25 protein-coding genes are annotated in these 26,610 nt (G+C 64.9%); 5 read left to right on the top strand and 20 right to left on the bottom strand.

Going from position 1 to position 26,610, the window contains the following annotated elements; all coding sequences use genetic code 11:
- Window positions 1–45: 45 nt before the first annotated feature.
- Genes mfd through serB form a run of 3 tightly spaced genes read left to right on the top strand, consistent with a single transcriptional unit; the run spans window position 46 to window position 5,428 of the window.
- Window positions 46–3,519 (top strand): transcription-repair coupling factor, encoded by a 3,474-nt coding sequence (gene mfd / locus G471_RS0111990; protein WP_028995554.1) that lies wholly within the window; start codon window positions 46–48, stop codon window positions 3,517–3,519.
- On the top strand, window positions 3,516–4,586 hold the full coding sequence (locus G471_RS0111985; protein ID WP_028995553.1) for a 3-deoxy-7-phosphoheptulonate synthase: 1,071 nt from the start codon (window positions 3,516–3,518) through the stop codon (window positions 4,584–4,586). The genes mfd and G471_RS0111985 overlap by 4 nt, the downstream gene beginning before the upstream one ends.
- Window positions 4,586–5,428, top strand: coding sequence for a phosphoserine phosphatase SerB (serB, locus tag G471_RS0111980; RefSeq protein ID WP_028995552.1), 843 nt, complete (start codon window positions 4,586–4,588; stop codon window positions 5,426–5,428). The genes G471_RS0111985 and serB overlap by 1 nt, the downstream gene beginning before the upstream one ends.
- Here serB and G471_RS0111975 read toward each other — a convergent pair.
- From G471_RS0111975 to G471_RS0111960, 4 genes are read right to left on the bottom strand one after another with little or no spacing between them, the layout of a single operon-like run.
- Window positions 5,425–6,669: a threonine/serine exporter family protein gene (locus G471_RS0111975; protein ID WP_028995551.1), complete on the bottom strand. Its 1,245-nt coding sequence runs from the start codon at window positions 6,667–6,669 to the stop codon at window positions 5,425–5,427. The two genes, serB and G471_RS0111975, sit on opposite strands and share 4 nt — an antisense overlap.
- Complete coding sequence (locus G471_RS0111970) at window positions 6,662–6,934, bottom strand: hypothetical protein (protein ID WP_028995550.1); 273 nt, start codon at window positions 6,932–6,934, stop codon at window positions 6,662–6,664. The genes G471_RS0111975 and G471_RS0111970 overlap by 8 nt, the downstream gene beginning before the upstream one ends.
- Before the next feature lie 2 nt (window positions 6,935–6,936).
- The gene (locus G471_RS0111965; protein ID WP_028995549.1) at window positions 6,937–7,134 is read right to left on the bottom strand and encodes a hypothetical protein; all 198 of its coding nucleotides are present in this window, start codon (window positions 7,132–7,134) and stop codon (window positions 6,937–6,939) included.
- Window positions 7,131–7,442 carry a YkgJ family cysteine cluster protein gene (locus G471_RS0111960; protein WP_028995548.1) on the bottom strand — a complete coding sequence of 104 codons (312 nt, stop codon included), beginning with the start codon at window positions 7,440–7,442 and terminating at the stop codon, window positions 7,131–7,133. The genes G471_RS0111965 and G471_RS0111960 overlap by 4 nt, the downstream gene beginning before the upstream one ends.
- Before the next feature lie 192 nt (window positions 7,443–7,634).
- On the opposite strand from G471_RS0111960, the gene G471_RS0111955 reads away from it, so the two are divergent.
- A complete protein-coding gene (locus tag G471_RS0111955; RefSeq protein ID WP_028995547.1) occupies window positions 7,635–10,196 on the top strand; it encodes a chemotaxis protein CheW in 2,562 nt (853 codons plus the stop codon).
- On the opposite strand, the gene iscX is transcribed toward G471_RS0111955, so the two are convergent.
- Genes iscX through pdxR form a run of 11 tightly spaced genes read right to left on the bottom strand, consistent with a single transcriptional unit; the run spans window position 10,197 to window position 19,115 of the window.
- Window positions 10,197–10,391 (bottom strand): Fe-S cluster assembly protein IscX, encoded by a 195-nt coding sequence (iscX, locus tag G471_RS0111950; protein ID WP_028995546.1) that lies wholly within the window; start codon window positions 10,389–10,391, stop codon window positions 10,197–10,199.
- Window positions 10,388–10,732, bottom strand: coding sequence for an ISC system 2Fe-2S type ferredoxin (fdx, locus tag G471_RS0111945; protein ID WP_028995545.1), 345 nt, complete (start codon window positions 10,730–10,732; stop codon window positions 10,388–10,390). The genes iscX and fdx overlap by 4 nt, the downstream gene beginning before the upstream one ends.
- Complete coding sequence (gene hscA, locus G471_RS0111940; protein WP_028995544.1) at window positions 10,729–12,609, bottom strand: Fe-S protein assembly chaperone HscA; 1,881 nt, start codon at window positions 12,607–12,609, stop codon at window positions 10,729–10,731. The genes fdx and hscA overlap by 4 nt, the downstream gene beginning before the upstream one ends.
- A 12-nt stretch (window positions 12,610–12,621) precedes the next feature.
- Complete coding sequence (gene hscB, locus G471_RS0111935; RefSeq protein ID WP_028995543.1) at window positions 12,622–13,149, bottom strand: Fe-S protein assembly co-chaperone HscB; 528 nt, start codon at window positions 13,147–13,149, stop codon at window positions 12,622–12,624.
- Window positions 13,149–13,472, bottom strand: a complete 324-nt coding sequence (iscA, locus tag G471_RS0111930) for an iron-sulfur cluster assembly protein IscA (RefSeq protein ID WP_028995542.1) — start codon at window positions 13,470–13,472, stop codon at window positions 13,149–13,151. The genes hscB and iscA overlap by 1 nt, the downstream gene beginning before the upstream one ends.
- Window positions 13,473–13,474: 2 nt before the next feature.
- On the bottom strand, window positions 13,475–13,858 hold the full coding sequence (iscU, locus tag G471_RS0111925) for a Fe-S cluster assembly scaffold IscU (RefSeq protein ID WP_028995541.1): 384 nt from the start codon (window positions 13,856–13,858) through the stop codon (window positions 13,475–13,477).
- Window positions 13,859–13,879: 21 nt separating this feature from the next.
- Window positions 13,880–15,091 (bottom strand): IscS subfamily cysteine desulfurase, encoded by a 1,212-nt coding sequence (locus G471_RS0111920; protein WP_028995540.1) that lies wholly within the window; start codon window positions 15,089–15,091, stop codon window positions 13,880–13,882.
- Window positions 15,092–15,120: 29 nt separating this feature from the next.
- Window positions 15,121–16,278 carry a cysteine desulfurase family protein gene (locus G471_RS0111915; RefSeq protein WP_043421582.1) on the bottom strand — a complete coding sequence of 386 codons (1,158 nt, stop codon included), beginning with the start codon at window positions 16,276–16,278 and terminating at the stop codon, window positions 15,121–15,123.
- Window positions 16,279–16,286: 8 nt separating this feature from the next.
- Window positions 16,287–16,784, bottom strand: a complete 498-nt coding sequence (locus G471_RS0111910; RefSeq protein WP_028995538.1) for a Fe-S cluster assembly transcription factor — start codon at window positions 16,782–16,784, stop codon at window positions 16,287–16,289.
- A gap of 58 nt (window positions 16,785–16,842) precedes the next feature.
- Window positions 16,843–17,592, bottom strand: a complete 750-nt coding sequence (gene cysE, locus G471_RS0111905; RefSeq protein WP_028995537.1) for a serine O-acetyltransferase — start codon at window positions 17,590–17,592, stop codon at window positions 16,843–16,845.
- A 56-nt stretch (window positions 17,593–17,648) separates the two neighbouring features.
- Window positions 17,649–19,115 carry a MocR-like pyridoxine biosynthesis transcription factor PdxR gene (pdxR, locus tag G471_RS0111900; protein WP_028995536.1) on the bottom strand — a complete coding sequence of 489 codons (1,467 nt, stop codon included), beginning with the start codon at window positions 19,113–19,115 and terminating at the stop codon, window positions 17,649–17,651.
- An 83-nt stretch (window positions 19,116–19,198) separates the two neighbouring features.
- Between pdxR and G471_RS17560 the strand changes: the two genes are divergently transcribed.
- Window positions 19,199–19,843 carry a pyridoxamine 5'-phosphate oxidase family protein gene (locus G471_RS17560; RefSeq protein WP_051295462.1) on the top strand — a complete coding sequence of 215 codons (645 nt, stop codon included), beginning with the start codon at window positions 19,199–19,201 and terminating at the stop codon, window positions 19,841–19,843.
- Between the two features lie 56 nt (window positions 19,844–19,899).
- On the opposite strand, the gene G471_RS18840 is transcribed toward G471_RS17560, so the two are convergent.
- The 5 genes from G471_RS18840 to G471_RS0111870 form a co-directional block, all read right to left on the bottom strand.
- Window positions 19,900–20,061 (bottom strand): DUF3149 domain-containing protein, encoded by a 162-nt coding sequence (locus G471_RS18840; protein WP_081700244.1) that lies wholly within the window; start codon window positions 20,059–20,061, stop codon window positions 19,900–19,902.
- 238 nt (window positions 20,062–20,299) lie between these two features.
- Complete coding sequence (locus tag G471_RS0111885) at window positions 20,300–21,076, bottom strand: gamma-glutamyl-gamma-aminobutyrate hydrolase family protein (RefSeq protein ID WP_028995535.1); 777 nt, start codon at window positions 21,074–21,076, stop codon at window positions 20,300–20,302.
- Complete coding sequence (locus G471_RS0111880) at window positions 21,073–22,203, bottom strand: YbdK family carboxylate-amine ligase (RefSeq protein ID WP_028995534.1); 1,131 nt, start codon at window positions 22,201–22,203, stop codon at window positions 21,073–21,075. The genes G471_RS0111885 and G471_RS0111880 overlap by 4 nt, the downstream gene beginning before the upstream one ends.
- A gap of 1 nt (window position 22,204) precedes the next feature.
- Window positions 22,205–23,398, bottom strand: coding sequence for a cation:proton antiporter (locus G471_RS0111875; protein WP_088177974.1), 1,194 nt, complete (start codon window positions 23,396–23,398; stop codon window positions 22,205–22,207).
- Between the two features lie 99 nt (window positions 23,399–23,497).
- Complete coding sequence (locus G471_RS0111870) at window positions 23,498–26,590, bottom strand: error-prone DNA polymerase (protein WP_028995532.1); 3,093 nt, start codon at window positions 26,588–26,590, stop codon at window positions 23,498–23,500.
- Window positions 26,591–26,610: the final 20 nt, after the last annotated feature.

Here is a 26,610-nt window from a genome sequence, read left to right as displayed (position 1 = left end):
AAGCAGCTATAATCGCAACCCCTGTCGTTGTCCCGTAGTCACGCCGTGTCCGTCACCCCGCTCCTGTTGTCCCTCCCCGCCCTGCCCAAGGCCGGCCAGCGCATCGACCTGCCGGCTCATGCCGGTTCCGCCGATGCCCTGACACTGGCTGAACTGGCGGCCAGCAACCCGCAACGGACTTTCGCCGTGGTCACCGCCAGCGCCGCCGACGCGCAGCGCCTGTTGGAAGAAATCCCGTGGTTCGCGCCGCAGCTCAAGGTGCGCCTGCTACCGGACTGGGAAACCCTGCCCTACGACCATTTCTCGCCACACCAGGACCTCGTTTCCGAACGCCTGGCGACGCTGTGGGCCGCATTGCAGGGCGAGGTGCAGATCCTGCTGGTGCCGGCGGCGACCGCGGTCAACCGGCTGGCGCCGCCGGAGTTCATGGCCGCCTACACGTTTGCATTCAGGAAGGGCCAGACGCTCGACGCCGAGAAGTTCCGCGCCCAGGTGACACTGGCCGGCTACGCCAACGTCACCCAGGTTGTCTCGCCCGGTGAATACTCGATCCGTGGCGGGCTGATCGACCTTTTCCCGATGGGCTCGCAACTGCCCTACCGGCTCGACCTGTTCGACGACGAGGTCGAGAGCATCAAGACCTTCGACGTCGACACCCAGCGTACCGTCTACCCGGTGCCGGAAGTGCGCCTGCTGCCGGCGCGCGAGTTCCCGTTGGACGATAAAGGCCGCACCCACTTCCGCCAGGCCTTCCGCGAGCGTTTCGAGGGCGACCCGGCCAAGTCCGGCATCTACAAGGACATTTCGACCGGCATCGCCAGCGCCGGCATCGAGTATTACCTGCCGTTGTTCTTCGACGCGACGGCGACGCTGTTCGACTACCTGCCCAAGGACGCGGTCTTCGTCACCCACGGCGACGCGCCGGCCGCCATCGCTGCCTTCTGGAACGACACCCGCTCGCGCTACAACCTGCTGCAGGGCGACAAGGCGCGGCCACTGCTCGCGCCGGAAGAACTGTTCCTGACCGACGAAGCCTTTTTCACGGCGGCCAAATCTTACGGTCGACTGGCGCTGGGTAAAACCGGGGACAGACCACAATTTTGCGAATCTGAAAATCGTGGTCTGTCCCCGGTTTTACTGCCCAACGTCGCCGTCGATCGGCGCAGCGACGATCCGCTGGGCGCCTTGAAGAACCATCTCGCCAGCTATCCCGGACGCGTGCTGCTGCTTGCCGAGACCGCCGGCCGGCGCGAGACGCTGGCTGCGATGTTTGCCGAACACGGCCTCAAGCCCGCTGCCTGCGCCGACTTTGCCGCCTTCGCCGGCGGCAAGGAAACGTTGGCGCTGACCGTCAGCCCGCTGCAGCAGGGCTTTGCCCTCGACCAGGTCGCCTTCATCAGCGAAACCGAGCTGTTCGCCGGCAGCCCGCGCCGCACTCGGCGCGAAGCGGCGCGCAAGGCGAGCTTCGACAACTGGCTGAAGGACCTCACCGAACTCAAGGTCGGCGACCCGGTGGTGCACGAAAGCCACGGCATCGGCCGCTATCGCGGTCTGGTACGGATGGACCTCGGCCTCGGCGAGCAGGAATTCCTCGAGCTGCACTACGCCAACGACGCCAAGCTCTTCGTGCCGGTGGCGCAACTGCACGTGATCTCGCGTTATTCCGGCGCCGAACCGGACGCCGCGCCGCTGCATACGCTCGGTTCCGGCCAATGGGAAAAGGCCAAGCGCAAGGCCGCCGAGCAGGCGCGCGACACCGCCGCCGAACTGCTTGCGCTGTACGCCGCGCGCGCCGCCCGTCAGGGCCACGCCTTCGATTTTTCGGAAAACGACTACGAGGCTTTCGCCGACGGCTTCGGTTTCGAGGAAACCGCCGACCAAGCGCAGGCCATCGCCGCCGTCATCGCCGACATGAAGTCGGGCAAGCCGATGGACCGGCTGGTCTGCGGCGACGTCGGCTTCGGCAAAACCGAGGTCGCCCTGCGCGCCGCCTTTTGCGCGGTGGCCGGCGGCAAGCAGGTGGCCGTGCTTTGCCCGACCACCTTGCTCTGCGAACAGCATTACCAGACCTTCGTCGACCGCTTTGCCGACTGGCCGGTCAAGGTTGCTGAAATCTCCCGCTTCAAGACCGCCAAGGAAACCGCGCAGGCGCTGCAGGACCTAGCCGAGGGCAAGATCGACATCATCATCGGCACCCACAAGCTGATCGGCAAGGACGTGAAATTCAATCGCCTGGGCCTGGTCATCATCGACGAGGAACACCGTTTCGGCGTGCGTCAGAAGGAGACGCTGAAGGCGATGCGCGCCGAGGTCGATGTGCTGACGCTGACGGCGACGCCGATCCCGCGCACGCTGGCGCTGTCGATGGAAGGCCTGCGCGACTTCTCGGTAATCGCCACGGCGCCGCAGAAGCGCCTGGCGATCAAGACCTTCGTCAGCCGCTTTTCCGACGGCATCATCCGCGAAGCGGTGCTGCGCGAATTGAAGCGCGGCGGCCAGGTGTACTTCCTGCACAACGAGGTCGACACCATCGAGAACATGCGCGAGAAGCTGGAAAAGCTGGTGCCGGAAGCGCGCATCGTCATCGGCCACGGCCAGATGAACGAGCGCGAACTGGAACGGGTCATGCGCGATTTCACCGGCCAGCGCGCCAACCTGCTCTTGTGCACGACGATCATCGAGACCGGCATCGACAATCCGCACGCCAATACCATCCTGATCAACCGTTCCGAGAAATTCGGCCTCGCCCAGCTCCACCAGCTGCGCGGCCGCGTCGGCCGTTCGCACCACCAGGCCTACGCCTACCTGCTCGTCCAGGACGAGAAGGCGATGACCAAGCAGGCCAAGATGCGCCTGGAGGCCATCCAGGCCATGGAGGAACTCGGTTCCGGCTTCTTCCTGGCCATGCACGATCTCGAAATCCGCGGTGCCGGCGAGGTGCTCGGCGACAACCAGTCGGGCGAAATGCAGGAAGTCGGCTTCACGATGTTCAGCGAGATGCTCAACCGCGCCGTCGCCCACCTGAAACAGGGCAAGGTGCTGGAAACCGCCGACCTGACGCAGCCGATCGGCGTCAGCGGCGAAATCAACCTGCGCACCCCGGCGCTGCTGCCCGACGCCTACTGCCCCGACGTGCACGAGCGGCTGACGCTGTACAAGCGCCTGGCCAACTGCGAAGCTGACGACGAGATCGACACGCTGCAGGAAGAACTGGTCGACCGCTTCGGCGAATTGCCGCTGCAAGCGCAGGCGCTGGTCGCCACGCACCGGCTGCGCCTCTTGGTCAAGCCGCTGCTGGTGCAGAAGCTCGACGCCGGCAACGACCAGGTGACAATCCAGTTCGCGCCGGAATTCTCGAAGAATCCGCCGATCGAACCGATCAAGATCATCAATTTGATCCAGAAGAACCGCAGCTATAAGCTGGCGGGACAGGATAAAATCTCCCTTTTGCGCCACTGCCCGGCCTTGCAGGACAAGGTTGCGGCGGTGAAAGACATGATACGCGAGCTGACCAAATGACCCAGATTCTCGAAAACATCAACGTTTCCGCCTTCGACGCCATGCCGACGCCGGCGGAAATCCACCAGAAACTGCCGCTGACCGCCAAGGCTGAAGCCACCGTCAGCGAAGGTCGCGAGTTGCTGCGCAACATCCTCGACCGCAAGGACCACCGCCTGTTCGTCGTCGTCGGCCCGTGCTCGATCCACGACCCGGTCGCCGGCATGGACTACGCCCGCCGCCTGAAGGCGCTGGCCGACGAAATCGGTGACACGCTGCAGATCATCATGCGCGTCTATTTCGAAAAGCCGCGCACCACCGTCGGCTGGAAGGGCTACATCAACGACCCGTTCATGGACGACTCCTTCCAGGTCAACGTCGGCATGGAAAAGGCCCGCGACTTCCTGCGCCAGGTCAATGAACTCGGCCTGCCCGCCGGCACCGAGGCGCTCGATCCCTACGGCCCGCAATACTACGGCGACCTGATCACCTGGACCGCCATCGGCGCCCGCACCACCGAATCGCAGACGCACCGCGAAATGTCGTCCGGCCTGTCCACCCCGGTCGGCTTCAAGAACGCGACCAGCGGCGACCTGACCGTGGCCACCAACGCCATCCTGTCGGCCTCCAACCCGCACTCCTTCCTCGGCCTGAACAACGAAGGCCGCGTTTCCATCGTCCGCACCACCGGCAACCCGCACGGCCATGTCGTCCTGCGTGGCGGCGACAAAGGCCCGAACTACGACACCGTCTCGGTCGCCGTCGCCGAAGCAGCGATGGTCAAAGCCAAGCTGCCGACCAACATCGTCGTCGACTGCTCGCACGCCAACAGCTCGAAAAAGCCGGAACTGCAACCGCTGGTCATGGCCGACGTGGTCAACCAGATCCGTGCCGGCAACAAGTCCATCCTCGGCGTGATGATCGAATCGAACCTCGAAGCTGGCAACCAGCCCATCCCCGCCGACCTCTCGCAACTCAAATACGGCTGCTCGGTCACCGACGGCTGCGTCGGCTGGGACACGACCGAGAAGATGCTGCGCGATGCGGCCGTGATGTTGCGCGATGTGCTGCCGGAACGCCTGAACTGATGAATCTCATCATCCAGGGCGGTGCCCTGCCGACTTTCCTGCTGGACCGCATTCTGGCCGCCACCAGCGCGTCGGCCGCAGAACCCTTGCCGCCGCAGGTGGTTCGTCTGCGCGATGCCCAACGTACGCCGGAATTCGATGCGCTGATTCCGCTGATCGAAGCGGAAAGACTGGACTGGGCGTTTATCGAGGCCGGGCGCAAGCTGTACGATTTCGGGTTGATCTGCTTCGACATGGATTCGACGCTGATCACCATCGAGTGCATCGACGAACTCGCCGATTTCGCCGGCAAGAAGGCTGAAGTTTCGGAGGTCACCGAGGCGGCGATGCGTGGCGAGATCGATTACCGCGAAAGTCTGCGCCGCCGTCTGGCGCTGATGGCCGGGCTGGATGCCCGCGTGCTGGCGCGGGTGTTCGGCGAGCGTCTGCTGCTTTCCGACGGCGCCCGCGAACTGCTGGAAGCGGTGCAGAACGCCGGCCTGCGTACGGCCATCCTGTCCGGCGGTTTCACCTATTTCACCGAGCGCCTGCGCATCGAGCTGGGTTTCGATTTCGCCACCTCGAACGAACTCGAAATTTCCGGCGGCAAGCTGACCGGCCGGGTCGTCGGCGACATCATCGATGCCGCCGCCAAGGCGCACCACCTGGGCCGTCTGCGCGACGAACTGGGCCTGCGCAAGGATCAGGTGATCGCCGTCGGCGATGGCGCCAATGACCTGATGATGATGGCCGAGGCCGGCCTGTCGGTGGCCTTCCACGCCAAGCCGGCGACACGTGCCAAGGCTGATGTGGCGATCAATTTCGGCGGCCTGGACGCCCTCCTCAACCTGTTTGAGGATTAAGCACCGGCCGTTTCCGGTGCGGGCGACTTGCGCCGGAAAATCAGCGGCATCAGATTGTCGGCGAGCAGCAGGCCGACGGCCAGGACGGCGCCGGTGAGCAGCATTTCGGTGATCAAGGCGATGCCGGCGGCGCTGTCCTGCGCCATCAATGCATGCAAGCCGCGAAAGCCCATGCTGCCGGGGACCAGCGTGATCAGGCCGGGAATCTGCACCAGCACCGAGGGCCGGTTGCTGACGAACTGGTAGAGATGCCCGGCCGCCGCCACGGCAAAGGCGGCGCAGAAAGCACCGACGACATTGCCCATGCCAGCCCCGACCACGGAATACACGGCCCAGGCCAGCAGGCAGCCGCCGGCCGAGACCAGCACCGCCGACCACGGCGCCTGCAGCACCGCCAGCAAGGACACGCCAAGAACCGCCACCGCCGGCCAGATCACCCAGGCCGGCAGGCTGGTGACGACGCCCAGGGTTTCGACCGGATAGAGCGTCTGGCCGATCTTGGTGCCGATGGCCAACCCCGCGCCCATCAGGAAAAGTTGCAGGAAGGCGCCGATCAGCCGGCCGCTGCCGGCGAGGTAGTTCTGGGTCGCCAGTTCGGACATGGCCACGGTGAGCATGAAGCCGGGCAGCAGGAAAACCACGCCGGCGACCGCCGAGACGAAGGGACTCTGCTGCGGGAAGAACCAGGCCAGCGCCTGCGCCATCAGTGCCGCCAGCGTGCACAGGATGACCGGTACCGCCGGGCCGAGTCGGGGAATGCGGGCACAACCGAGTACCCCGGCGACGAAGCCCATGCCGATCAGGCCGCCGCAGAGCATTTCCATCCAGCCACCGCGCAGCAGCAGGGCCACCGACGCCGACAGCAGGAAACCCATGGCGACGAAAGCCAGGCCGGACCAGGGCGCCGGCGTGGCCATCGCGGCGGCCAGGCGCTGTTCGTAGGCGTCCAGTCGTTCGCTGCCGTCGATCTCACGACATAGCGCTTCGAGTTCGATCAGCCGGGCCATGTTGTAGTCGTAGGGCGGCAGGCGCAGCATTTCCACCCGCCGCTTGCCGTCGGCGTCGACCAGCGTCAGCGCCAGGAAGGTGAGCACGGCAAAGCCTTCGACGCGCACCCCGAGCTGCCGGCCGGTTTCGTTCAGGCGGCGCTCCAGTTCGTGCGCTGGCGCCCCGCTGAGATGCAGGGCCCGGCCGAGATCGCGCAGGAAGCGGCCGAGTCGGTAGAGGCGGTCGTCAGTCATCGTTATCCGGATTTTTCCGGCGCGCCAGTTGCTTGGCAAAGGCCTCGTCGCTCTTGGTCATGCGGCGTACCGGCTGGGGGCCGGTGGCATCGACCAGGCGGACGAAATCGTCGAGCGGAAGGGCATCCGACAGGTCGCGGTCGGTGCCGTCGATGCGCTCGCGCAACTGGAATAGCCCGCCGCCGGTCATCACCATCAGGTAATGCCGGCCTGCGCTGCGCTGGTTGAGCCGGGCAACGGCGGCGGTGGCACGGGTCGAGCGCATGTTTACTTGTACTTCTTGTAGACGGCTTTGGCGTCGAGGTGCGCGCGGTCCAGCGTACAGATCGCCGGATTGTCGTCGTGGCCGCTGAAGAAATCGTCGGCCTGGGCGCGCATCACCATCTTGATTGCTGCCTGGTCGGCAACATCGTACTTTTCGGTGATCAGCGTGGTCACCTCGTCGAGGTGTTCTTCGTAAGTCATGGCTGCTCCTGTCGTGCAGGCGGGGTGTAATACAGGGTGCGCACGGCGACGCAGTCGCTGTCGCCCATGGCAAAATCACGGCAGATGTCCGGCCGGCGCTCGTAGATGGTGCAACGCATGGTGTCACGGTCGAGCGCCGCGCACCAGCCGTCGTCGAGCCGGCGCATCACCTGCCCGCCCCAGCGGTTGTCGGCGACAAAGCGCGCCGGCACGTCGCGGTCGCAGATCAGCATGACCTCAAGCTGGCAGCAACAGGCGTCGCAGCGCTCGCAGGTAACGGCCGAGGTATCGGAAGACAGGGAATTCATCGGCGGCATTTTCCCACGACTGGGCATCGGCGTCCGCAGGATTGCACCAGCACGGTGCCCGGGCACCGAAACGAGACCTGTGCCTGTCACATTTTCCAGACAATATCCGGCAAACACGCCCGTTTGCGACTAGCGGCAATGGGCATGTGACTTGCTTCTTATCACTCATCTGGCAGCAAGCAGGAGTATGGCGTGGCGAAATACAAGGGAATCGAAGTCAAGGACAACGTGCGTCAGTTGTTGCCGCACATGCCGCTGATCGAGGAATACCGGGAAATGCTGCAGTCGTTGCAGGCCGTCTGGGACAACCTCAACCTGCTCGGACAACTTTCCGGCACCACCGCCGAGATCGGCCAGACCCGCGAAGCTTTCGCCAGCCTGACCGGCGACCTGCTCAACAATCTCGCCGAACAGACGCTGGCCAAGCGCGAACAGGAAATGAAGGCGCGTTCGCAGGTGGTCATCGACATTCTGGTCCGCAATCTGTTCGAACGCACCGCCGACATCGGTTTTCTCAGCACCGACGACGCCATCCGGCAATTTGCCGCCGAACCGGGTGACCTGTGGGCCTTGCAGCAGCGCTTCCAGGAATACGTACGCAAATACTCGGTTTACGAGGATCTTGTGCTGACCGACCGCAACGGCCGCATCCTTGCCCGGCTGCAGCCCGATGACCGGGTCACCGCCATCCGCGACAACTGGGTGCGCGAGGCGGTCAACACCACGGACGCGTATGTCGAATCCTATGCCCATTCCGAACTCTTCCCCGAGCAGGGGCGCTCGCTGATCTACGCCTACCGGATCAAGTCCGAGCGCGGCGAAACGCTCGGCGTGCTGGCGCTCTGCTTCCGCTTTGCCGATGAAATGCAGCGCATCTTTCACGGCCTGGCGCTGCCCGACGATCCCGGCGTGATGGTCCTGCTGGATGGCGCCAGCCAGGTGATTTCCAGCAGCGATCCGTGGCAGATCCCGATCGGTGCGGAATTGCAACTCGCTTCCGGCAGCCTGCAGCGTCTGCGCTTTGCCGGGCGCAGCTACCTCGCCTTCGCCAGCGACACCAAGGGCTACCAGGGTTACCAGGGGCCGGGCTGGCGTGGCCTGGTGATGATGCCGGTGGCCCAGGCTTTCGACCTGCACGACGACGATACGCTCGACATCTCCGAACCGGCGCTGCTCGCTTCGGTGATGGCCGGTGGCCGCGCATTTTCCGAGGAATTGCGGGCGATTCCACTGAAGGCCGAAGCGATCCAGCGCGATCTCAGCCGCGCCGTCTGGAACGGCACGGTACGCCAGGGCACGGTATCGGCGGCGGTCAACAGCGCATTCTCGAAAATCCTGCTGCGTGAGATCAGCCGCGTCGGCATGAGCATGCGCGAAGTCTTCTCTCGCTCGATCGGCAACCTGCAGTCGACGGTGCTTTCCTCGCAGCTTGCCGACAGCCAGTTCTTCGCCGCACTGGCCATCGACATCATGGACCGCAATCTCTACGAGCGGGCCAACGACTGCCGTTGGTGGGCGCTCGACTCGACCATCCGCGCCCTGCTCGCCGACAGCGCGGCCAAGGGCCGACGTGAAAGCCTGGAGCGGGTCATCGGCTATATCAACAGCCTGTACACGGTGTACGACAACATCCTGCTGTTCGATACAGAGGGCCGGGTTCAGGCCGTTTCCAATCCGGACCATGGCGAACTGGTCGGGCAGATGCTCGATGCGCCCTGGGTCGACGAATGCCTCGGCCTGCGCGACAGCCAGGCTTACGCAGTGTCCCGCTTCGACAACAGCCCGCTCTATGGCAACCGGCCGACCTATGTTTACCTGTCGGCAGTGCGTGCGCCGGGCAATCAGCAGGTTGTCGGCGGCATCGCCATCGTCTTCGACAGTGCGCCGCAGTTTTCGGCCATGCTCAACGACGCCCTGCCGCGCGAGGCCAGCGGCGAACCAGTAGCCGGCAGCTTCGCGTTGTTCATCGATGGCGAGGCCCGAGTCATTGCCGCCAGCGACACCAGCTACCGCCCCGGGCAGCAACTGGCGCTGCTGCCGGAACTGCTCAGGCCCGACACCAATGGCTGCGCCCGTCTGATCGCGCTCGACGGCCAGGTGATGGCCGTCGGTGCCGCACCGTCCAGCGGCTATCGCGAATTCAAGGGCCAGGAGGACGCCTACCGCAACGAGGTTACGGCCCTGGTCTTCATCCCGCTGGGTGCTTACGACGCCAATTCCCGCCTGAGCGCCTCGGCCGGCGAAGTCGCCATGCGCCACACGGCCTTTGCCGCCGATGTGGCAGTACGCGAAATCGCCACTTTCCACCTCGGCGCGCACTGGCTGGGCCTGCCGGTTTCATCGGTGATCGAGGCGGTCGAACTGAACGGTGCGACAACCTTGGCCAACGCACCGAAACAGGTCTATGGCGCGATGATCCACCGCAACGAGACCCTGCCGATCTACAACTTGCACGCGGCCCTGGGGCTGCCCGAGCCGGCGGAAAATACCGGCATCCGGCAGCAGGTCGTGGTGGTGCGCGGTGACGACGGCAAGGCTTTCGGCATCCTGGTCGACCGCCTGGGCGAGATCATGGAAGTCCCGGAAAGCGACATCGACGATCTCTCGAACATCTATGTTGGCATCGCCTCGGTACTGGCCTCGGTGGTCAAGACGCAACCGGGCAGCGGCCAGCCGATGCTGGTGCTGCTGTCGGTGGCCAGCATGAGCGAGCAGTTACGCGGCAGTGGCATTGCCGTGGCGGTCGACGCCTGATCAGGCGACTTCGTCGATCCAGGCTTGCTGGATGGCTTCGAGGATTTTCTCGCCGCAGTGCTTGGGATCGTCGTCGAAGCCGGGCAGCGCCATCACCCAGTCGCGCAGGTCAACGAAATTGACCTTGAGCGGGTCGGTGTCCGGCTGGCTGTCGGCGAGTTCGATGGCGATGTCGTTGATGTCGGTCCACTTCATTTGCGATGTCCCTCCTTCGCCATGTTGATGCTGTACTTGGGGATTTCGACGACCAGCGGCGTATCGCTGACGATGGCCTGACAGCCCAGGCGCGAATTCGGCTCCAGGCCCCAGGCCTTGTCGAGCAGGTCTTCCTCGATCTCGCTTGCTTCTTCCAGCGAGGCAAAACCTTCGCGCACGATGACGTGACAGGTGGTGCAGGCGCAGGACATTTCGCAGGCGTGATCGAGTTCGATCTCGTTGGCGAGCAGGTTGTCGCAGATCGACTTGCCGGCTTCGGCCTCGATCACGGCACCGTCCGGGCACAACTCAAGATGCGGCAATACGATGATCTGGGTCATTCTTCGTCTCCCGTGCCGATTTCTTCGACCTTGCGGCCGGACAGCACTTTCTTGATGCTTTGATCCATGCGACGGTGGGCAAATTCCTGGGTTTCGAAGCCGAGGTCGTCCATCGCAATGTTGATGATGCGGCGGTTGTCGCCGGCCGCCGCTTCCTGCAGCTTGGCGATCGCGTTGCGTATCCTGGCGGTTTCCGCTTCGTTGAGCAGATGCGGGTCTTCGGCCAGTGCCGCTTCGGTCGCCTCGATCATGCGTTCGGCCTCGACCTGCGCTTCGCGCAGTGCGCGCGCCATCGCGTCGTCCTTGGCGTGGGCCAGCGAATCCTGGAGCATGCCGGCGATCTCGTCGTCGGACAGGCCGTAGGACGGCTTGACGGTAATGCTCGACTCGACGCCGGTGGTCTGCTCGCGCGCGGTGACCGACAACAGGCCGTCGGCGTCCACCTGGAAGGTGACGCGGATGCGCGCTGCACCAGCCACCATCGGCGGAATGCCGCGCAGTTCGAAGCGCGCCAGCGAGCGGCAATCGGCAATCATCTCGCGTTCGCCCTGGACGACATGAATGGCCATCGCCGTCTGCCCGTCCTTGAAGGTGGTGAATTCCTGGGCGCGCGCGGTCGGGATCGTCGAATTGCGCGGGATCACCTTCTCGGTCAGCCCACCCATGGTTTCCAGGCCGAGCGACAGCGGAATCACGTCGAGCAGCAGCCAGTCGTCCTTGCCGGTCTTGTTGCCGGCCAGCAGGTTGGCCTGCGTCGCCGCGCCGAGCGCGACAACCTTGTCCGGATCGAGATTGGTCAGCGGTTCCTGGCCGAAGAAGTCGCCAACCGCCTTCTGAATCTGTGGCATGCGCGTCGCGCCGCCGACCATGACCACGCCCTTGACGTCATCGGCGCGCAGGCCGGCGTCGCGCAGCGCCTTCTTGACCGGCTGCAGCGTCTTCGAGACCAGCGTCCGGGTGATTTCGGCAAAGGTCGCGACGTCGAGCTTGAGATCGACCATCTCGCCCGTGGACAGGCGCGCGGTGATCGGTGCCTCCGGGTTCTTGGTCAGGAATTCCTTGGCTTCCCGGCAGCGCATCATCAGCAACCGGCCGTCGGCCGCCGACAGCGGCTGCAGCTTGCCCTGCTCGATCACCCAGCAGAAGATGCGGTGGTCGAAATCGTCGCCGCCGAGCGCCGAATCGCCGCCGGTCGCCATGACCTCGAAAACACCCTTGGTCAGCTTGAGGATGGAGATGTCGAAGGTGCCGCCGCCGAGGTCATAGACTGCATAGACCCCCTCGGCGCCGTTGTCGAGCCCATAGGCGATGGCCGCCGCAGTCGGTTCGTTCAACAGGCGCAGAACGTTGAGGCCGGCCAATTTGGCAGCGTCCTTGGTGGCCTGGCGCTGGGCGTCGTCGAAATAGGCCGGCACGGTGATCACGGCGCCGACCAGTTCGCCGCCGAGACCGGCTTCTGCCCTCGCCTTCAGCGTCTTCAGGATTTCCGCCGAAACCTCGACCGGACTCTTGATGCCGGCCTGGGTCTTGAGCTTGACCATGCCCGGCGCATCGACGAAGTCGTAGGCCATGCTCTCGATGTGGGCGATGTCGTGCTTGCCCCGGCCCATGAAGCGCTTGACCGAGACGATGGTGTTCTTCGGATCGACCGCCTGGTCCTTGCGCGCGTCGTAGCCGACGACCGTGCTGCCGTCAGCGTTGTAATGGACGACCGAAGGCAGCAGCGGCCGCCCCTGTTCGTCGTTGAGGCAGACGGCAATGCCGGAACGCACCGTGGCGACCAGCGAATTGGTGGTGCCGAGGTCGATGCCGACGGCCAGTTTATGCTCGTGCGGGGCTGCGGATTCGCCGGGTTCGGCGATCTGGAACAAGGCCATTGTTATATTCTTTCAGTCGTCCAGCGACGCCAGCGCGTCGTCGATTTCGTAAAGCAGTTTTTCCAGGAACATCAGCCGGCGCACCCGGTCGGTGGCCAGCGCGTAATCCCGAGCGTCGTCGAGCAAGGCGGCAACCTCGACGTAACGACCATCGATGTCGCCGCGCAGGCGCTGGTAGAGATGTTCGAGTTCGTGATGATCGCCGCCAGCGCGCGCTTCCATCACCGCCTCGCGCCATTCCATCTGTTCCATCAGGAAATCGGCCGGCATCGCGGTATTGCTCTCGGCCTGCAGATCGTGCCCGGCCAGCTCAAGCAGGTATTTTGCCCGCTCCAGCGGCTTCTTCAGCGTCAGGTAAGCCTCGTTGGCGCGCGTCGCCCACTGCATCGACAACCGCCGCTCGCCCTCCGGCGCATTGGCGAAACGATCCGGATGCACCTGCGCCTGCACGTCGCGGTAACGCGAATCGAGCTCGGACAGGCTGAGCCGGAAAGTTTTCGGCAAGCCGAACAAAGCGAAAAAGTCAGCAGTTAAATCCATCAAACGTTGAAGGACTCACCGCAGCCGCACTGGTCCTTGACGTTGGGGTTATTGAACTTGAACCCTTCGTTCAGGCCTTCGCGGGCGAAGTCGAGCTCCATGCCTTCAAGATACGGCAGGCTCTTGGCATCGACCACGACCTTGACGCCCGAGGTTTCGAAAATCAGGTCGTCTTCATTCACCTCGTCGACGAATTCCAGCTTGTAGGCCATGCCGGAACAGCCGGAAGTCCGTACGCCAAGGCGCAGGCCGATGCCTTTGCCGCGTTTCTGCAGGAAATTGGCGACATGCTTCGCCGCCGAGTCGGTCAAGGTCACGCCCATGCTTATTCTCCGTGCTTTTTCTTGTAATCCGCCACGGCCGCCTTGATGGCGTCCTCAGCCAGGATCGAGCAGTGGATTTTAACCGGCGGCAGCGCCAGTTCTTCGGCAATCTCGGTATTTTTGATGGACAGCGCCTGGTCGACCGTCTTGCCCTTGACCCATTCGGTCACCAGCGACGACGAAGCGATGGCAGAGCCGCAACCGTAGGTCTTGAACTTGGCGTCTTCGATCACGCCGGACTTGTTGACCTTGATCTGCAGCTTCATCACGTCGCCGCAGGCCGGCGCGCCGACCATGCCGGTGCCGACGCTGGAATCGTCCTTGTCGAGCGAACCGACGTTGCGAGGATTCTCATAGTGATCAATGACTTTTACGCTATAGCTCATGTTATTTCTCCGTTGTTTCGTTCAGTGGGCAGCCCATTGAACCGTGTTCAGATCGATGCCTTCCTTGTACATATCCCAGAGCGGGGAAAGGTCTCGCAGTTTCTGGATCTTGGTGTGCAGCAGCTTGACCGCGTAGTCGATTTCTTCCTCGGTGGTGAAGCGACCGATGGAGAAACGGATCGAGCTGTGCGCCAGTTCGTCGTCGCGCCCGAGTGCGCGCAGCACGTAGGACGGCTCCAGGCTGGCCGAGGTACAGGCCGAGCCGGACGACACGGCGAGATCCTTGATCGCCATGATCATCGACTCGCCTTCGACGTAGGCGAAGCTGATGTTGAGGTTATGGGCGACGCGATGCTCGAGGTCGCCATTGACGAAAGTCGCTTCAATATCTTGAAGTCCTTTCAGAAGTTTATCGCGTAAGGCTTTGACTCGATTGTTTTCTTCGACCATTTCCTCGCGTGCAATGCGGAAGGCTTCGCCCATGCCAACGATCTGGTGCGTGGCCAGCGTGCCCGAGCGGAAACCGCGCTCGTGGCCACCGCCGTGCATCTGCGCTTCCAGGCGGATGCGCGGCTTGCGGCGCACGTAGAGGGCGCCGATGCCCTTCGGGCCGTAGGTCTTGTGGGCCGAGAAGCTCATCAGGTCGACCTTGAGCTTGCTCAGGTCGATATCGACCTTGCCAGTCGCCTGCGCCGCATCGACGTGGAAGATGATGCCCTTCTCGCGGCAGATTTCGCCGAGTTCGGCGATCGGCTGAATGACGCCGACTTCGTTATTGACGAACATGACCGAGGCGAGCACGGTATCCGGGCGGATCGCCGCCTTGAACACTTCCAGATCGAGCAGGCCGTTTTCCTGGACGTCGAGGTAGGTCGCCTCGAAACCCTGGCGCTCCATCTCGCGCACCGTGTCGAGGACCGCCTTGTGCTCAGTCTTGACGGTGATGATGTGCTTGCCCTTGGTGCCAGCGTAGAAATTGGCCGCACCCTTGATCGCCAGGTTGTTCGACTCGGTGGCACCGGAGGTCCAGACGATTTGCTTGGGATCGGCGCCGACCAGCGCGGCAACCTGCTCGCGCGCTTCCTCGACACCGGCTTCGGCAACCCAGCCGAAACTGTGCGAACGCGAGGCCGGATTCCCGAAGTTCTCGTAGAGATAGGGAATCATTTTTTCCGCAACGCGCGGGTCGACCGGCGTCGTCGCCGAGTAATCCAGGTAGATGGGCAGTTTCATCGTCATTCTCGCTAGGTCGTCGGGTGGTTTCAGACGGTCATCGCCGTCAGTCCCTGCAGGCGTCCGACCGTAGCCCGCAAGGCGTTGATGAATTGTTCGACTTCGTTTTCGTCGTTGCCGGCACCGAGGCTGACCCGGACCGCGCCGCGCGCGATCTCCGGGGCTACGCCCATCGCCCGCAACACGTGCGACGGTTCCGGGTTGGCGCTCGAACAGGCAGCACCGCTGGCCACCGCAAAGCCTTCGCGATCCAGCTTGCCGACCAGGGTTTCGCCGTCGATATCGGGAAAAGCGAAATAACTGGTATTGGGCAGGCGTGGCGCGTCGACCGCAAAAATCCTTGCCCCGAGCGCCGTCAAGCCACGCTCCAGCGTATTTCTCAGCTGCGTCAGACGTGCCGGGAGTTCGGCAACGCGCTGCGCTGCAAGTTCCGCCGCCACGCCAAAACCGACGATGGCCGGCACGTTTTCCGTACCCGAACGCAAACCGCGCTCGTGGCCACCACCGGCAATCAGCGGCTGAAGTTCGACACGCTTGTCGAGCACCAGCGCCGCCGCGCCCTTGGGACCGTTGATCTTGTGCGCCGACACCGTCAAGGCATGGACGCCAGCCGCATTGAGCAACCGGAAATCTACCGGCAGCTTGCCCAGGGCCTGCACCGCATCGCTGTGGAACCAGGCACCGCTCGAGCGCGCCGCCGCAGCCAGTGCGGCGACATCCTGAACCACGCCGGTCTCGTTGTTGGCCAGCATCACCGAAACCAGCGCCGGGCGCTGCCGCAGCAGTTCGGCGTAGTCTTGCGCCTCAATCCGGCCAGCCGCATCGACCGCGATTTCCCGCAGCGTCCAGCCCTGGCGCACCAGTTGCGCCGCCGGTTTGAGCACACAGGGATGCTCGACCGCGCTGACGGCAAGCAGCCCCGGCTTCATGCCGGCTGCCGCGCCCTTGATGAACAGGTTGTTGGCTTCGCTGCCGCCGCTGGTGAACACCACTTCGGTCGGATGCGCGCCGAGTGCTGCTGCCACTTTCTGGCGTGCCTCGTCGATCGCCTGCCGCGCCCGCCGCCCATACTCGTGCCGGCTCGACGCATTGCCGCACAGGCCGTCGAGCCAGGGCAGCATCGCCGCCTTCACCGCAGGGTCGAGCGGTGTCGTGGCGTTATGGTCGAGATAGACGGGCTGGAACATGATAGCTCTCAGGCGAGCGCCACAGCCTTTTCACGCACGACGCGACGCGGGTGCGGGCCGAGCGGACCGCTGATCACCGCTTCACCGCGTGCGGCAGCCTTGACCTTCTCGCGATCGACGAGATCGGCCAGGGTGACTGAGGCCAGGTATTCGAACATTTTCGCGTTCAGCGTGGACCACAGGTCGTGCGTCATGCAGCGATGCTCGTCCTGGCAGTTTTCCTGACCACCGCACTGGGTGGCGTCGAGATGCTCGTCGACAGCACGGATGATGTCGGCGACAGTCACCCGCTCCAGCGGCCGGGCAATCCGGTAGCCGCCACCGGGTCCGCGCACGGAATCGACCAGCTTGTAACGGCGCAGCTTGCCGAACAACTGTTCCAGGTAAGACAGCGAGATGCTCTGCCGCTCGGCAACGCCGGCCAGCGCAACCGGCCCATCCTCGCCGCGCAGTGCAAGATCCATCATCGCCGTTACGGCAAAACGTCCTTTGGTGGTCAAACGCATTTCGGTCTCCCGATCAATAACCTAGTGTTGCGGTCAACTATATACAAACCAGACAAAATCAGTCAACTATTTTGCTCAGGTATTTCGGATCAAAATCGTCGGCCGCCTGGACTTCCTGATCGCACTTCACGCCCTGCGCCTCCAGCTCCTTCAGCAGCGAGGCCAGGCGGCGGTCGGTTTCGGCAGCGTGATCGAGCAGACCATGGATGGCCTTGGCCAGCGGATCGTCCTGATCACGACCGACGGCATAGGCCGAAAAGCCCAGCTTCTCGGCCTGCTGCTCACGTTCGCGGGTCTGCGGATCGAGAATGCGCGCCGGATTGCCGACCGCGGTTGCACCGGCCGGCAACGGCTTGGTAACGACGGCGTTGGAACCGATCTTGGCGCCGGCAGCAATGATGATAGGACCGAGCACCTTGGCCCCGGCACCGACCACCACCCCGTTCTCCAGCGTCGGATGGCGCTTGCCCTTGTTCCACGACGTCCCGCCCAGCGTGACCCCGTGATAAAGCGTGACATCGTCCTTGATCTCGGCCGTCTCGCCGATCACCACGCCCATGCCGTGGTCGATGAAGAACCGCCGGCCGATGGTCGCCCCGGGATGAATCTCGATCCCGGTCAGGAAACGCGACAGATGTGCAGTGAACCGCGCCAGCCAGCGCAACCGATGCCCCCACAGCCAGTGGGCCACCCGATGCAGGATCAGCGCATGAATGCCGGGATAACAGGTCAGCACCTCCCAGAACGAGCGAGCCGCCGGGTCGCGGTCGAAGACCGCGCGGATATCCTCACGCAAGTGCCGGAACATGGGGTGCTATCTCCCTATTGAAAGGGGGTGAATTCTAGAATACTCGACTGAATTTGTCAGCTATTTCCTGCAACATCTTCGACGGCCGCCTGCGCCCTCGCCAACGCCAGCCGCCGGACCAGTTCTGGAATCATCGCCGCATCGGCCATGCCGTAACCGAGGACCAGGCCGTTGGCGGCACTGGCCCCGGCGAAGTAACGACTGAGCGCCCGGGCGCTGACGCCCTGCCCGGCTGCGGCGGCGACGATTGCGGTATCCGGTGGGGCGGCGGGCAAATGCAGCGTCAGGTGCAGGCCGGCGTTGCCGCCGGCGATGCGTGCCTCCGGAAAATGTCTGGCCAGCGCCGTGCGCAGCACCTGCTGGCGTTCGCGATAGATCGGCGCCATCGCGCGCAGATGGCGGGTCAGCCTACCGCTGTCGAGAAAACGGGCCAGCGCACGCTGTTCGACCGCCTGCCCGCCCCGGTAAAGATCGGACAAGGCCTGACCGAAGCTGTCGACCGCCCAGCGCGGCACCACCAGGTAGGCGATGCGCAGCCCCGGATAGAGCAGCTTGCTGAAGGTGCCGAGATAGACCACCGGCGCCTCCGGGCGCAGCCCCTGAATTGCCGGTAACGGTCGCGCATCGGGACGGGCGTGGTTGAATTCGCTGTCGTAGTCGTCCTCGATCAACCAGTTGCTGCCTGCCTCGAGGCGGTTGAGCAAGGCCAGCCGCCGTTCCAGGCTGAGCACGCTGCCGCCGGGGTACTGGTGGGACGGCGTCAGGAAGATCAGGCGAGGCGGCTGCGTCCGCCACAAGGTCTCGTCTGCGGCCATGCCGTCGTCGTCAACGGCAACCGGCACGGTACGCAAGCCAGCGGCCAGCATGGCATTTCGTGCCACCTGGTAAGCCGGATCTTCAATCCAGGCAATATCCCCGGGGTCGGCCAACAGACGGGCGCAGGCGTCGAGCGCGACATTGCCGCCCGGGACGATGAACACCTGTTCCGGCGCGCAGGCTACGCCGCGCCGGGCCGCCAGGAAATCGGCGACCGCCCGGCGCAGCGCCGGCTCACCGCCGGCGGCGGCATACGCCAGATGGCGCGCCCCGACCTCGCGCCAGGCCGTCTGCAGCAGACGCGCCCAGACCGGCCACGGAAAGGCGTTGAGATCGGGCACGCCCGGCGCGAAGGGCAAGGTGGCCTCACCCGCCTGCATGGCGATCAGGCTGCCGGCACGCCGCGACAGGACACCGGCCCGCGCCACGCTGGCCGTCGCCGTCTTGCGCTGCGGCAAGGCGGCGACCCGGGTACCGCCACGATCGGCTTCGAGAAACCCCTCAGCGACCAGTTGCTGATAGGCGTAGAGCACGCCGTTGCGGGACATGCCGCAATCGAGCGCCAGTTGGCGGCTGGCCGGCAAGCGCAGGCCGGCGTGCAGGCGCGCGTCGAGAATCGCCTGCTTGAGCACGCGATAGAGACGTTGCTGACGCGCTTCGCCCGCAAGCGGCAAACGAAGTTCGGCAAGGACAAGTTCGAGGGCCATCTGGCTCCGTGAAATCAGACGATCGTGGTTCCATGAATGGTGCCACATGACGCGCATACTGGCCGAACTTTCCAGGAGACCTCATGCAACACCCAGCCCCCAGCCTACGCACCCGGGTTCGTCGCAAGCCGCAACGCGGTCATTACGATCCGGCCACCATTGCCGCCATCGTCGATACCGCCCTGATCTGCCAGATTGCCTTCAACCAGGGCGATAGCGTCCATTGCCTGCCGACGGCCTGCTGGCGGGTCGGCGACGCGCTGTACATCCACGGTGCCAACAACTCGCGCCTGACGCAAACCCTGCTCGACAGCGACTGCTCGGTCTGCATCGCCCACGTCGATGGATTGGTCATGGCGCGCTCGGCCTTCCACCATTCGATGAATTTCCGCTCGGTGGTGATTTACGGGCGATTTGTCGCGGTCGACGCGCCAGACGAGAAGAGGACCGCCCTCACCGCCTTCGTCGAACACGTCAGCCCGGGGCGCGCGGCGCTGGTGCGGCCGCCGAGCGATGCGGAACTGGCGGGTACGGCCGTCCTGCGCCTGGCGTTGAACGAAGCGGCGGCCAAGATCCGCAACTGGGGCGTCGAGGACGACGCTGCCGACCTCGACATCCCCGTCTGGGCCGGCGTTGTGCCACTGCGCCAAGTTGCCGGCCAGCCAGAAAGTGATACCGGTGCGGCAGAATTCACGCCAGCCGCGCTGCCCGAATGGCTGATTTCCTGAGCACAAAAGCAATTCGCCGGCACTGGGCCGGCGAATCGTGTTTCAGGCAGTGGTAATCAATGCGCGCCGGGGTGCGATTGCGTCCGCGAAGCGCCGGCCTCCTTGTTGATCTGCTTCACTGCGTAATAGCCGATATAGACGGCCATCACCAGGATGAACAAGATCGTAAACAGGCTGAGCAAGCCGATATCGGATGTAAAAAGCAGATTCCACGCCATTGCTGTTCTCCCTCGAATTGTTTGAAAGTGCCGGTTAAGCGGACATGCCGGCGCAATAACCATGCCCGGTCGATGGTGCTACGGCAGCACTTCATGACATTCGCCAGAAACGGCCGCTGCCAGCGGCTCGCCGGACTATCGGGGGAAACCCGGTCGCAGGAAGGATGGCATCTCACAGCGCACTTCATGCCATAAATGACAGTCACACTCCGCCATGCTTGACAATTTCGACACAGTCTTAATGCCGTGCGGCCGCCAGGAAAGCGTCGAGCACGGGCGCGCAGTCGAGCAAACCGCCGTCACCGTGGTGGTGGAATTCCGGGTGCCACTGAACGCCGCAGACGAAACTACGCCCCTTCCAGCGGATCGCTTCGATGATGCCGTCGTCGGCCTCAGCCTCGACGATCACTTCGCTTCCCAGGCGATGCACCGCCTGATGATGAATCGACACCACCGCACCGCCCGCTTCGCCGCCGAACCAGCGCGCGAACTGACCGTCGGCGGAAAAGCGCACGCCATGCACATGGCGGTCGTAATCCTCATGCTCGTGGGCAATCGCCGTCGGGCACTGAGTCGGCAGATCCTGGTACAGGGAACCGCCGAGCGCGACGTTGATCAGCTGCATGCCGCGACAGATGCCGAGCACCGGCTTGCCTGCCTCCATGAACTCGTGCAGCAACTCCAGTTCATAGGCATCGCGCACCGGATCACCGGCCCACGCCGGTTGCAGTGGCGTTTCGCCGTAGGCCAGCGGGCTGACGTCGGCACCGCCCTGCAGGATCAGGCCGTCGAGATACTCGGCGTAATCGCGCAGGCGGATGTTGCTGCGCATCAGGATGCCGTCCTGCAGGACCGACGGCACCATCAGTACCAGCACGTCGCGCGACTGCACCCACTGGGCAATCGACTGCTCCAGCACCTGCAAGGTCCGCGTATGTATCCCTTGGCTATCCGGCACAGGATGATGAATCCTTGCAGAGAGCCCAACATGGATGGGACGACGGCGAAAACTCATGATTCATCTCCCCGGAAAGTGCGTACCGCGGCATCGACCATGCCGCGCAGCCCGCCCGATTCGCCATACCAGCGGCGCAGGTCGCCGGCATGGTTGCCGCTAGCGACCACCCGGCGCAGCACATCGAGCGCACCGGTGCTGCCCAGAACGGCAGCGTGCGGCGCCAGTTGGGCCAGGGTTGCCAGCACATCGTCGCGCAGGGGCAGCGTCTCATGCCGGCGCGGATGCACCAGCGTCGCGTCGAGGCCGAAACGGCAGGCCTGGAAACGGTTGTAGTTGTAGACCAGATAGTCGTCTTCGCTGACCGGCTCGCCCTGCTCGCCCTGCTCGCGCAGCATCCGGCACAGGGCCTGCAGGTAGGCGGCCAGGGCCGCCGCCCGCTCGACGCTGAGCGGGGTGTCGCAGACGCGCAGTTCGATGGTCCCGTATTCGGGCTTGGGCCGGATGTCCCAGTAGAAGTCCTTCATGCTCTTGACCACGCCGGTGCTTTCCATCTTGCCGAAATAGTCCTGGGCAAAGTCCTCCCAGCGCAGCAGGAAAGGCGCCCGCCCGGACAAGGGAAAGGCAAACACCGAGTTCAGCCGCGCCGAATCGAACAGCGTATCGACCCCCTGCAGGAAAGGCGACGACGCCGACAGCGCGATGAAATGTGGCAGGTAGCGATTGAGCGCGTGCAGGAGGTAGAGCCCCTCGTCGGCACTGGCGCAACCGATGTGCACGTGCTGACCGAAAACCGTGAACTGTTTGGCCAGGTAGCCGTACAGCGCCGATAACTCCTGAAAGCGCGGCTTGTCGAAAATGCGCTGCTCCGACCAACGCTGGAAGGGATGCGTGCCACCGCCGCAGACGCCGACGTTGAGGCGGTCGCCGGCCTCGACCAGGGCGTTCCGCATCTGCCCGAGCTGGCCGAGCAAGGCGCCGTAATCGGTGTGCACGTCGGTCGAAATCTCGATCATGCTCTCGGTGATTTCCGGCTTCACATCGCCCGGGAAAGGCTGCTTGCCGAGCAGGAAAAGCATGTCGGCCGCCGCCGCGGTCAGGTCGAAATCGGTCAGATCGACCAGTTGCAGCTCCAGCTCGACGCCCATGGTCAGCGCTTCGCCCGCCTTGAATGCTTCCAGCGTCATCTCAGCCGCCCTCCTCGCGCCCGGCCTCGCCGGCCAGGATCAACGCCCGCTGCGTCGCCACCGGCCCAAGCAGTTCGAGCGCCAGCACCAGCAGACCCAGACCGGCCACCTGGGCGAATACATCGATACCGAGATGGCGCGTCTGTTCGAGCAGCAGGATGGCGAACACCGACATCGGCGTCAGCGCCAGCCCGGTCAGCGCCCCCTTGCGCCAGCCGATGCCTGACAGACCGGCAAAGGCCACGCAGGCGCCGACCTTGCACAGCGTGCGCACCACCAGGACCGCCAGCGCCAGCCCGGCCCCCTGGGCCACCTGCGACCAGGACAAGGTCGCCGAAGCAAAGACGAACAGCAGGATGGTCAGCAGGCTGCCCAGCGTACCGAAACCACGATCCGCGCCGGAAAAGACGATGCGCCGGTAACGTACGACCAGGCCGAAGACCAGTGCCGCCAATAGGGCCGAGAACTGCAGGGCGTGCGTCAGGGACACCAGCAGCAGCGTGGCGATGGCGAAGATCACCGTCGCATCGCCACCACCGCGCCGCTGCCAACGCAGCAGGGTCGGCACGGCGACGCCGAACATCGCGCCGATCCCCGCCGACACGCCGATCACGGCCAGGCTGCTCCACAAGGCAGGAAGCAGGCCGCCGGCGCTGGTCAGCACCCAGTAACCGGCAATCGCCTTGAAGACCAGCACCGCGAAAACACAGTTGAACGCCGACAAATGCAGCATGCGTTCGGTAACCTGACCGGAACAGTGCAGTTCGTTGGCCACCCGCAGCGCCGCCACCGGCGACGAAGACATCGCCAGCGCTGCCAGCAACAGGGCCGGCAGCGGTGCCAGGCCGAAGCCCCGGGCCACCAGCAGCACGACGATAAAGGTGCCGAAGGCCTCGACCAGGCTGGTCACGGCCAGCCAGCGGTTATGCCGCAGCCAGTTCAGGTTGATGCGCTGGCCGAGTTCGAACAGCACCAGCGCAATGGCGAAATCAGCCAGCAGCGCCACCGGCGTTCCGGCCGGCTGGGGCAACAGGCCAAGCTGACCGCTGGCCAGCACGAAACCGGCCAGCGCATAACCGCAGACGCGCGGCAACGACAGCCAGCGGCTGATCGCTTCACCAGCCAGCCAGGCCAGCAGCAAAGCCAGTGGCCAGGCCATGCCGGCAAGCGGATTTCCAAGAGACTCAAGCATCATGACGACTCCCGCGATGATTCGGTTGTGTCCTGCGCAGCCTTGAGCTTAACGCAATTTTCGCCGCACATGCCAGAAGTTGCCGACATGGTGTCAGCCAGATCAATGAAAATCCCGGCTGCGGGTTTCCAGTCGCCCCAGCCAGGCGGACAGGTCGACCAGGCGCTGGGCGACCAGATGCACCACGCCATCGGCACATTGAAGTTGACCGTAAACCCCGAGCAATGGTGCCCCGAGCAATTCGCGCCGCTGTTTTTCCACCAGCCCCGGCTTGACGACGACGTTGGTCCAGCCGGACTCGTCCTCCAGCGTGACGAAGACGATGCCGGTCGCCGTGCCCGGCCGCTGGCGGCCGGTGACGATGCCGGCGACGCGGACCAGCGCGCGGTCGCCGCGTTGCGCCAGTTCGCCGGCACTGAGGAAGCGCCGCGCTGCGAGATGTTCGCGCAGCAGGGTCAGCGGGTGCGGGCGCAGGCTGTGGCCGAGCTGGCGGTAATCGGCGACCAGGTTGTCAGCCAGCGTCGGCGCCGCCAGCTCGACCGCCGTTTCTGGCGCCGGCAAGCCGGCGAAAAGATCGCCCTGGATCGCCCGCCGGCCGCTGTCGGCGACCGCCCAGGCCGCCTGGCGGCGATGACCGGCGAGACCGCGCAAGGCGTCGGCAGCAGCGAGCTGATCCAGATCGCGCTTGCCCAGGGCGCAGCGCGCCGCGAGGTCGGCGACATCGGCAAACGGCGCCCGCCGCCGCGCGTCGGCGATCCGCACGGCCGCTTCCCGGCTCAGTCCCTTGATCTCGCGCAGGCCGAGGCGCACCGCGCCGCGCTCGTCGATCCGGCTGTCCCAGTCGCTGGCCGTGACATCGGCGGGCAGCACGCTGACACCATGGCGGCGGGCGTCCTGGATCAACATCGACGGCGAATAGAAACCCATCGGCTGGCTGTTGAGCAAGCCGCACAGGAAGGCCGCCGGATGGTGGCGCTTGACCCAGGCCGAGGCATAGACCAGCAGCGCGAAGCTGGCGGCGTGCGATTCGGGGAAGCCGTACTCGCCGAAGCCCTGGATCTGGGCGACGATGCGCTCGATGAAGGCGGCCGGCACGCCGTTGCGCGCCATGCCGGCGCGCAGCTTGTCCTGATAGCGGGCGAGATTGCCTTTACGCCGCCAGGCCGCCATCGCCCGCCGCAGTTCGTCGGCCTCGCCGGGCGTGAAGCCGGCGGCGACGATGGCCAGTTGCATCACCTGTTCCTGGAAGATCGGCACGCCGCAGGTACGCGCCAGCACCGCGTCGATGGCCGGCGTGATCTCCTCGATGCGCTCTTTACCCTGGCGCCGCTTCAGGTAGGGATGGACCATGTCGCCCAGGATCGGCCCGGGCCGCACCAGCGAGACCTCGATCACCAGATCATAGTAGTTGCGCGGCTTCAGGCGCGGCAGCATGCTCATCTGCGCCCGCGATTCGACCTGGAAGACGCCCATGCTGTCGGCGCGACAGAGCATGTCGTAGGTCGCCTTGTCGCCTTCGGGGATTTCGTTCAATGCCAGCGGCCCGATCATCGCCAGCATCCGGCGCAGCGCCGACAGCATGCCGAGCGCCAGCACGTCGACCTTCATCAGGCCGACCGCGTCGAGGTCATCCTTGTCCCACTGGATCACCGTGCGCTCGGCCATTGCCGTGTTCTCGACCGGCACCAGCCGCGCCAGCGGCCCGCGCGACATGACGAAGCCGCCGACATGCTGGGTCAGGTGGCGGGGAAAGCCGCGCAGTTGCTCGGCCAGCCACAGCCACTTGGCGACGCGCGGCGACGCCGGGTCCAGCCCCTGCTCGGCGAAGCGTTCCGGCATCTGTTCGCGCTTGTCCCACCAGGCGAGCGATGCGGTCAGCGCGTCGATGCGGGCGATGTCGAAGCCGAGCGCGCGACCGGCGTCGCGCAACGCGCCCTTGGTCCGGTAGGTGATGACGGCGGCGGCCAGCGCCGTGCGCTCGCGGCCGTATTTCTCGTAGATGTAGGCGATGACCTCGTCACGCCGCTCGTGCTCGAAATCGACGTCGATGTCAGGCGGTTCGCCGCGCTCCTTGGAGACGAAGCGCTCGAACAGCATCGCCGAGCGCGCCGGATCGACTTCGGTGACGCCGAGCGCGAAGCAGACCGTCGAATTCGCCGCCGAGCCGCGCCCCTGGCAGAGGATGCCGGCGCCGCGGGCGAAGCAGACGATGTCGTAGACGGTCAGGAAATAGGCTTCGTAGCTCAGCTCGGCAATCAGCCGCAATTCGTGCTCGATGCGCTCACGCACCGCGTCCGGCACGCCCGCCGGATAGCGCCGGCGCAGCCCGGCCTCGGTTTCGTGGCGCAGCCAGGAGGTCGGCGTGTGGCCGGCGGGGACGATTTCCTCCGGATATTCGTAGCGCAACTCGTCCAGAGAAAACATGCACAAGGCCGCGATGCGCAGCGTCTCGGCCAGCAGTTCGGGCGGATAGAGCCGCGCCAGCCGCAGACGCGAGCGCAAATGCCGTTCGCCGTTCGGAAACAGCGCATGGCCGGCGTCGAACACCGAGGTCTTCAGGCGCAGCGCGGTCAGCACATCCTGCACCGGCCGCCGTGCCCGCACGTGCATGTGCACATCGCCCGCGGCCACCAGCGGCAGGCCGCAGGCGGCGCCGAGCGCCTGCAGTTCCGCGAGCTTGGCCGCATCATCCGGGCCGGCGTGCAGTTCGACGGCGATCCAGCAGCGCCCGGGAAAACGTTCGGCCAGCCAGCGCCCGTCGGCAACCGAGGGCGTCGCCTCGGGCACCCATAGCACCAGGCAGTCGGGCAGCGCGCCATTCGGCGAGATGGCGTTCAGGTCGTGGCGCTGCAGCGTGTAGGCGCCCTTCTCCGCCCGCCGCCGGGCAAGCGTGATCAGCGCCGACAGGTTGCCGTAGCCCTCCCGGTTCTGCGCCAGAAAGACCAGCTTCAGGCCGTCGACCGTGCGCATCTCGCTGCCGATGACGAGGCGCGTCGCCCCGCCCTGCGCCCGGAACGCCTGATGCACGCGCACCACGCCGGCCAGGGAGCACTCGTCGGTCAGCGCCAGCGCCGCGTAGCCCTGCGCCACCGCCTGCGCCGCCAGTTCCTCCGGGTGCGAGGCACCGCGCAGGAAACTGAAGTTGGACAGGCAGTGCAGCTCGGCGTAGCCGGGGAGCGCGGACGAGGCAGTCAATGCGGGCCTCTGACAAACAA

Origin of the sequence: Azonexus hydrophilus DSM 23864 (assembly GCF_000429605.1) — a bacterium.
Lineage (GTDB): Bacteria > Pseudomonadota > Gammaproteobacteria > Burkholderiales > Rhodocyclaceae > Azonexus > Azonexus hydrophilus.
This window is presented reverse-complemented; position numbering and strand designations above follow the sequence as displayed.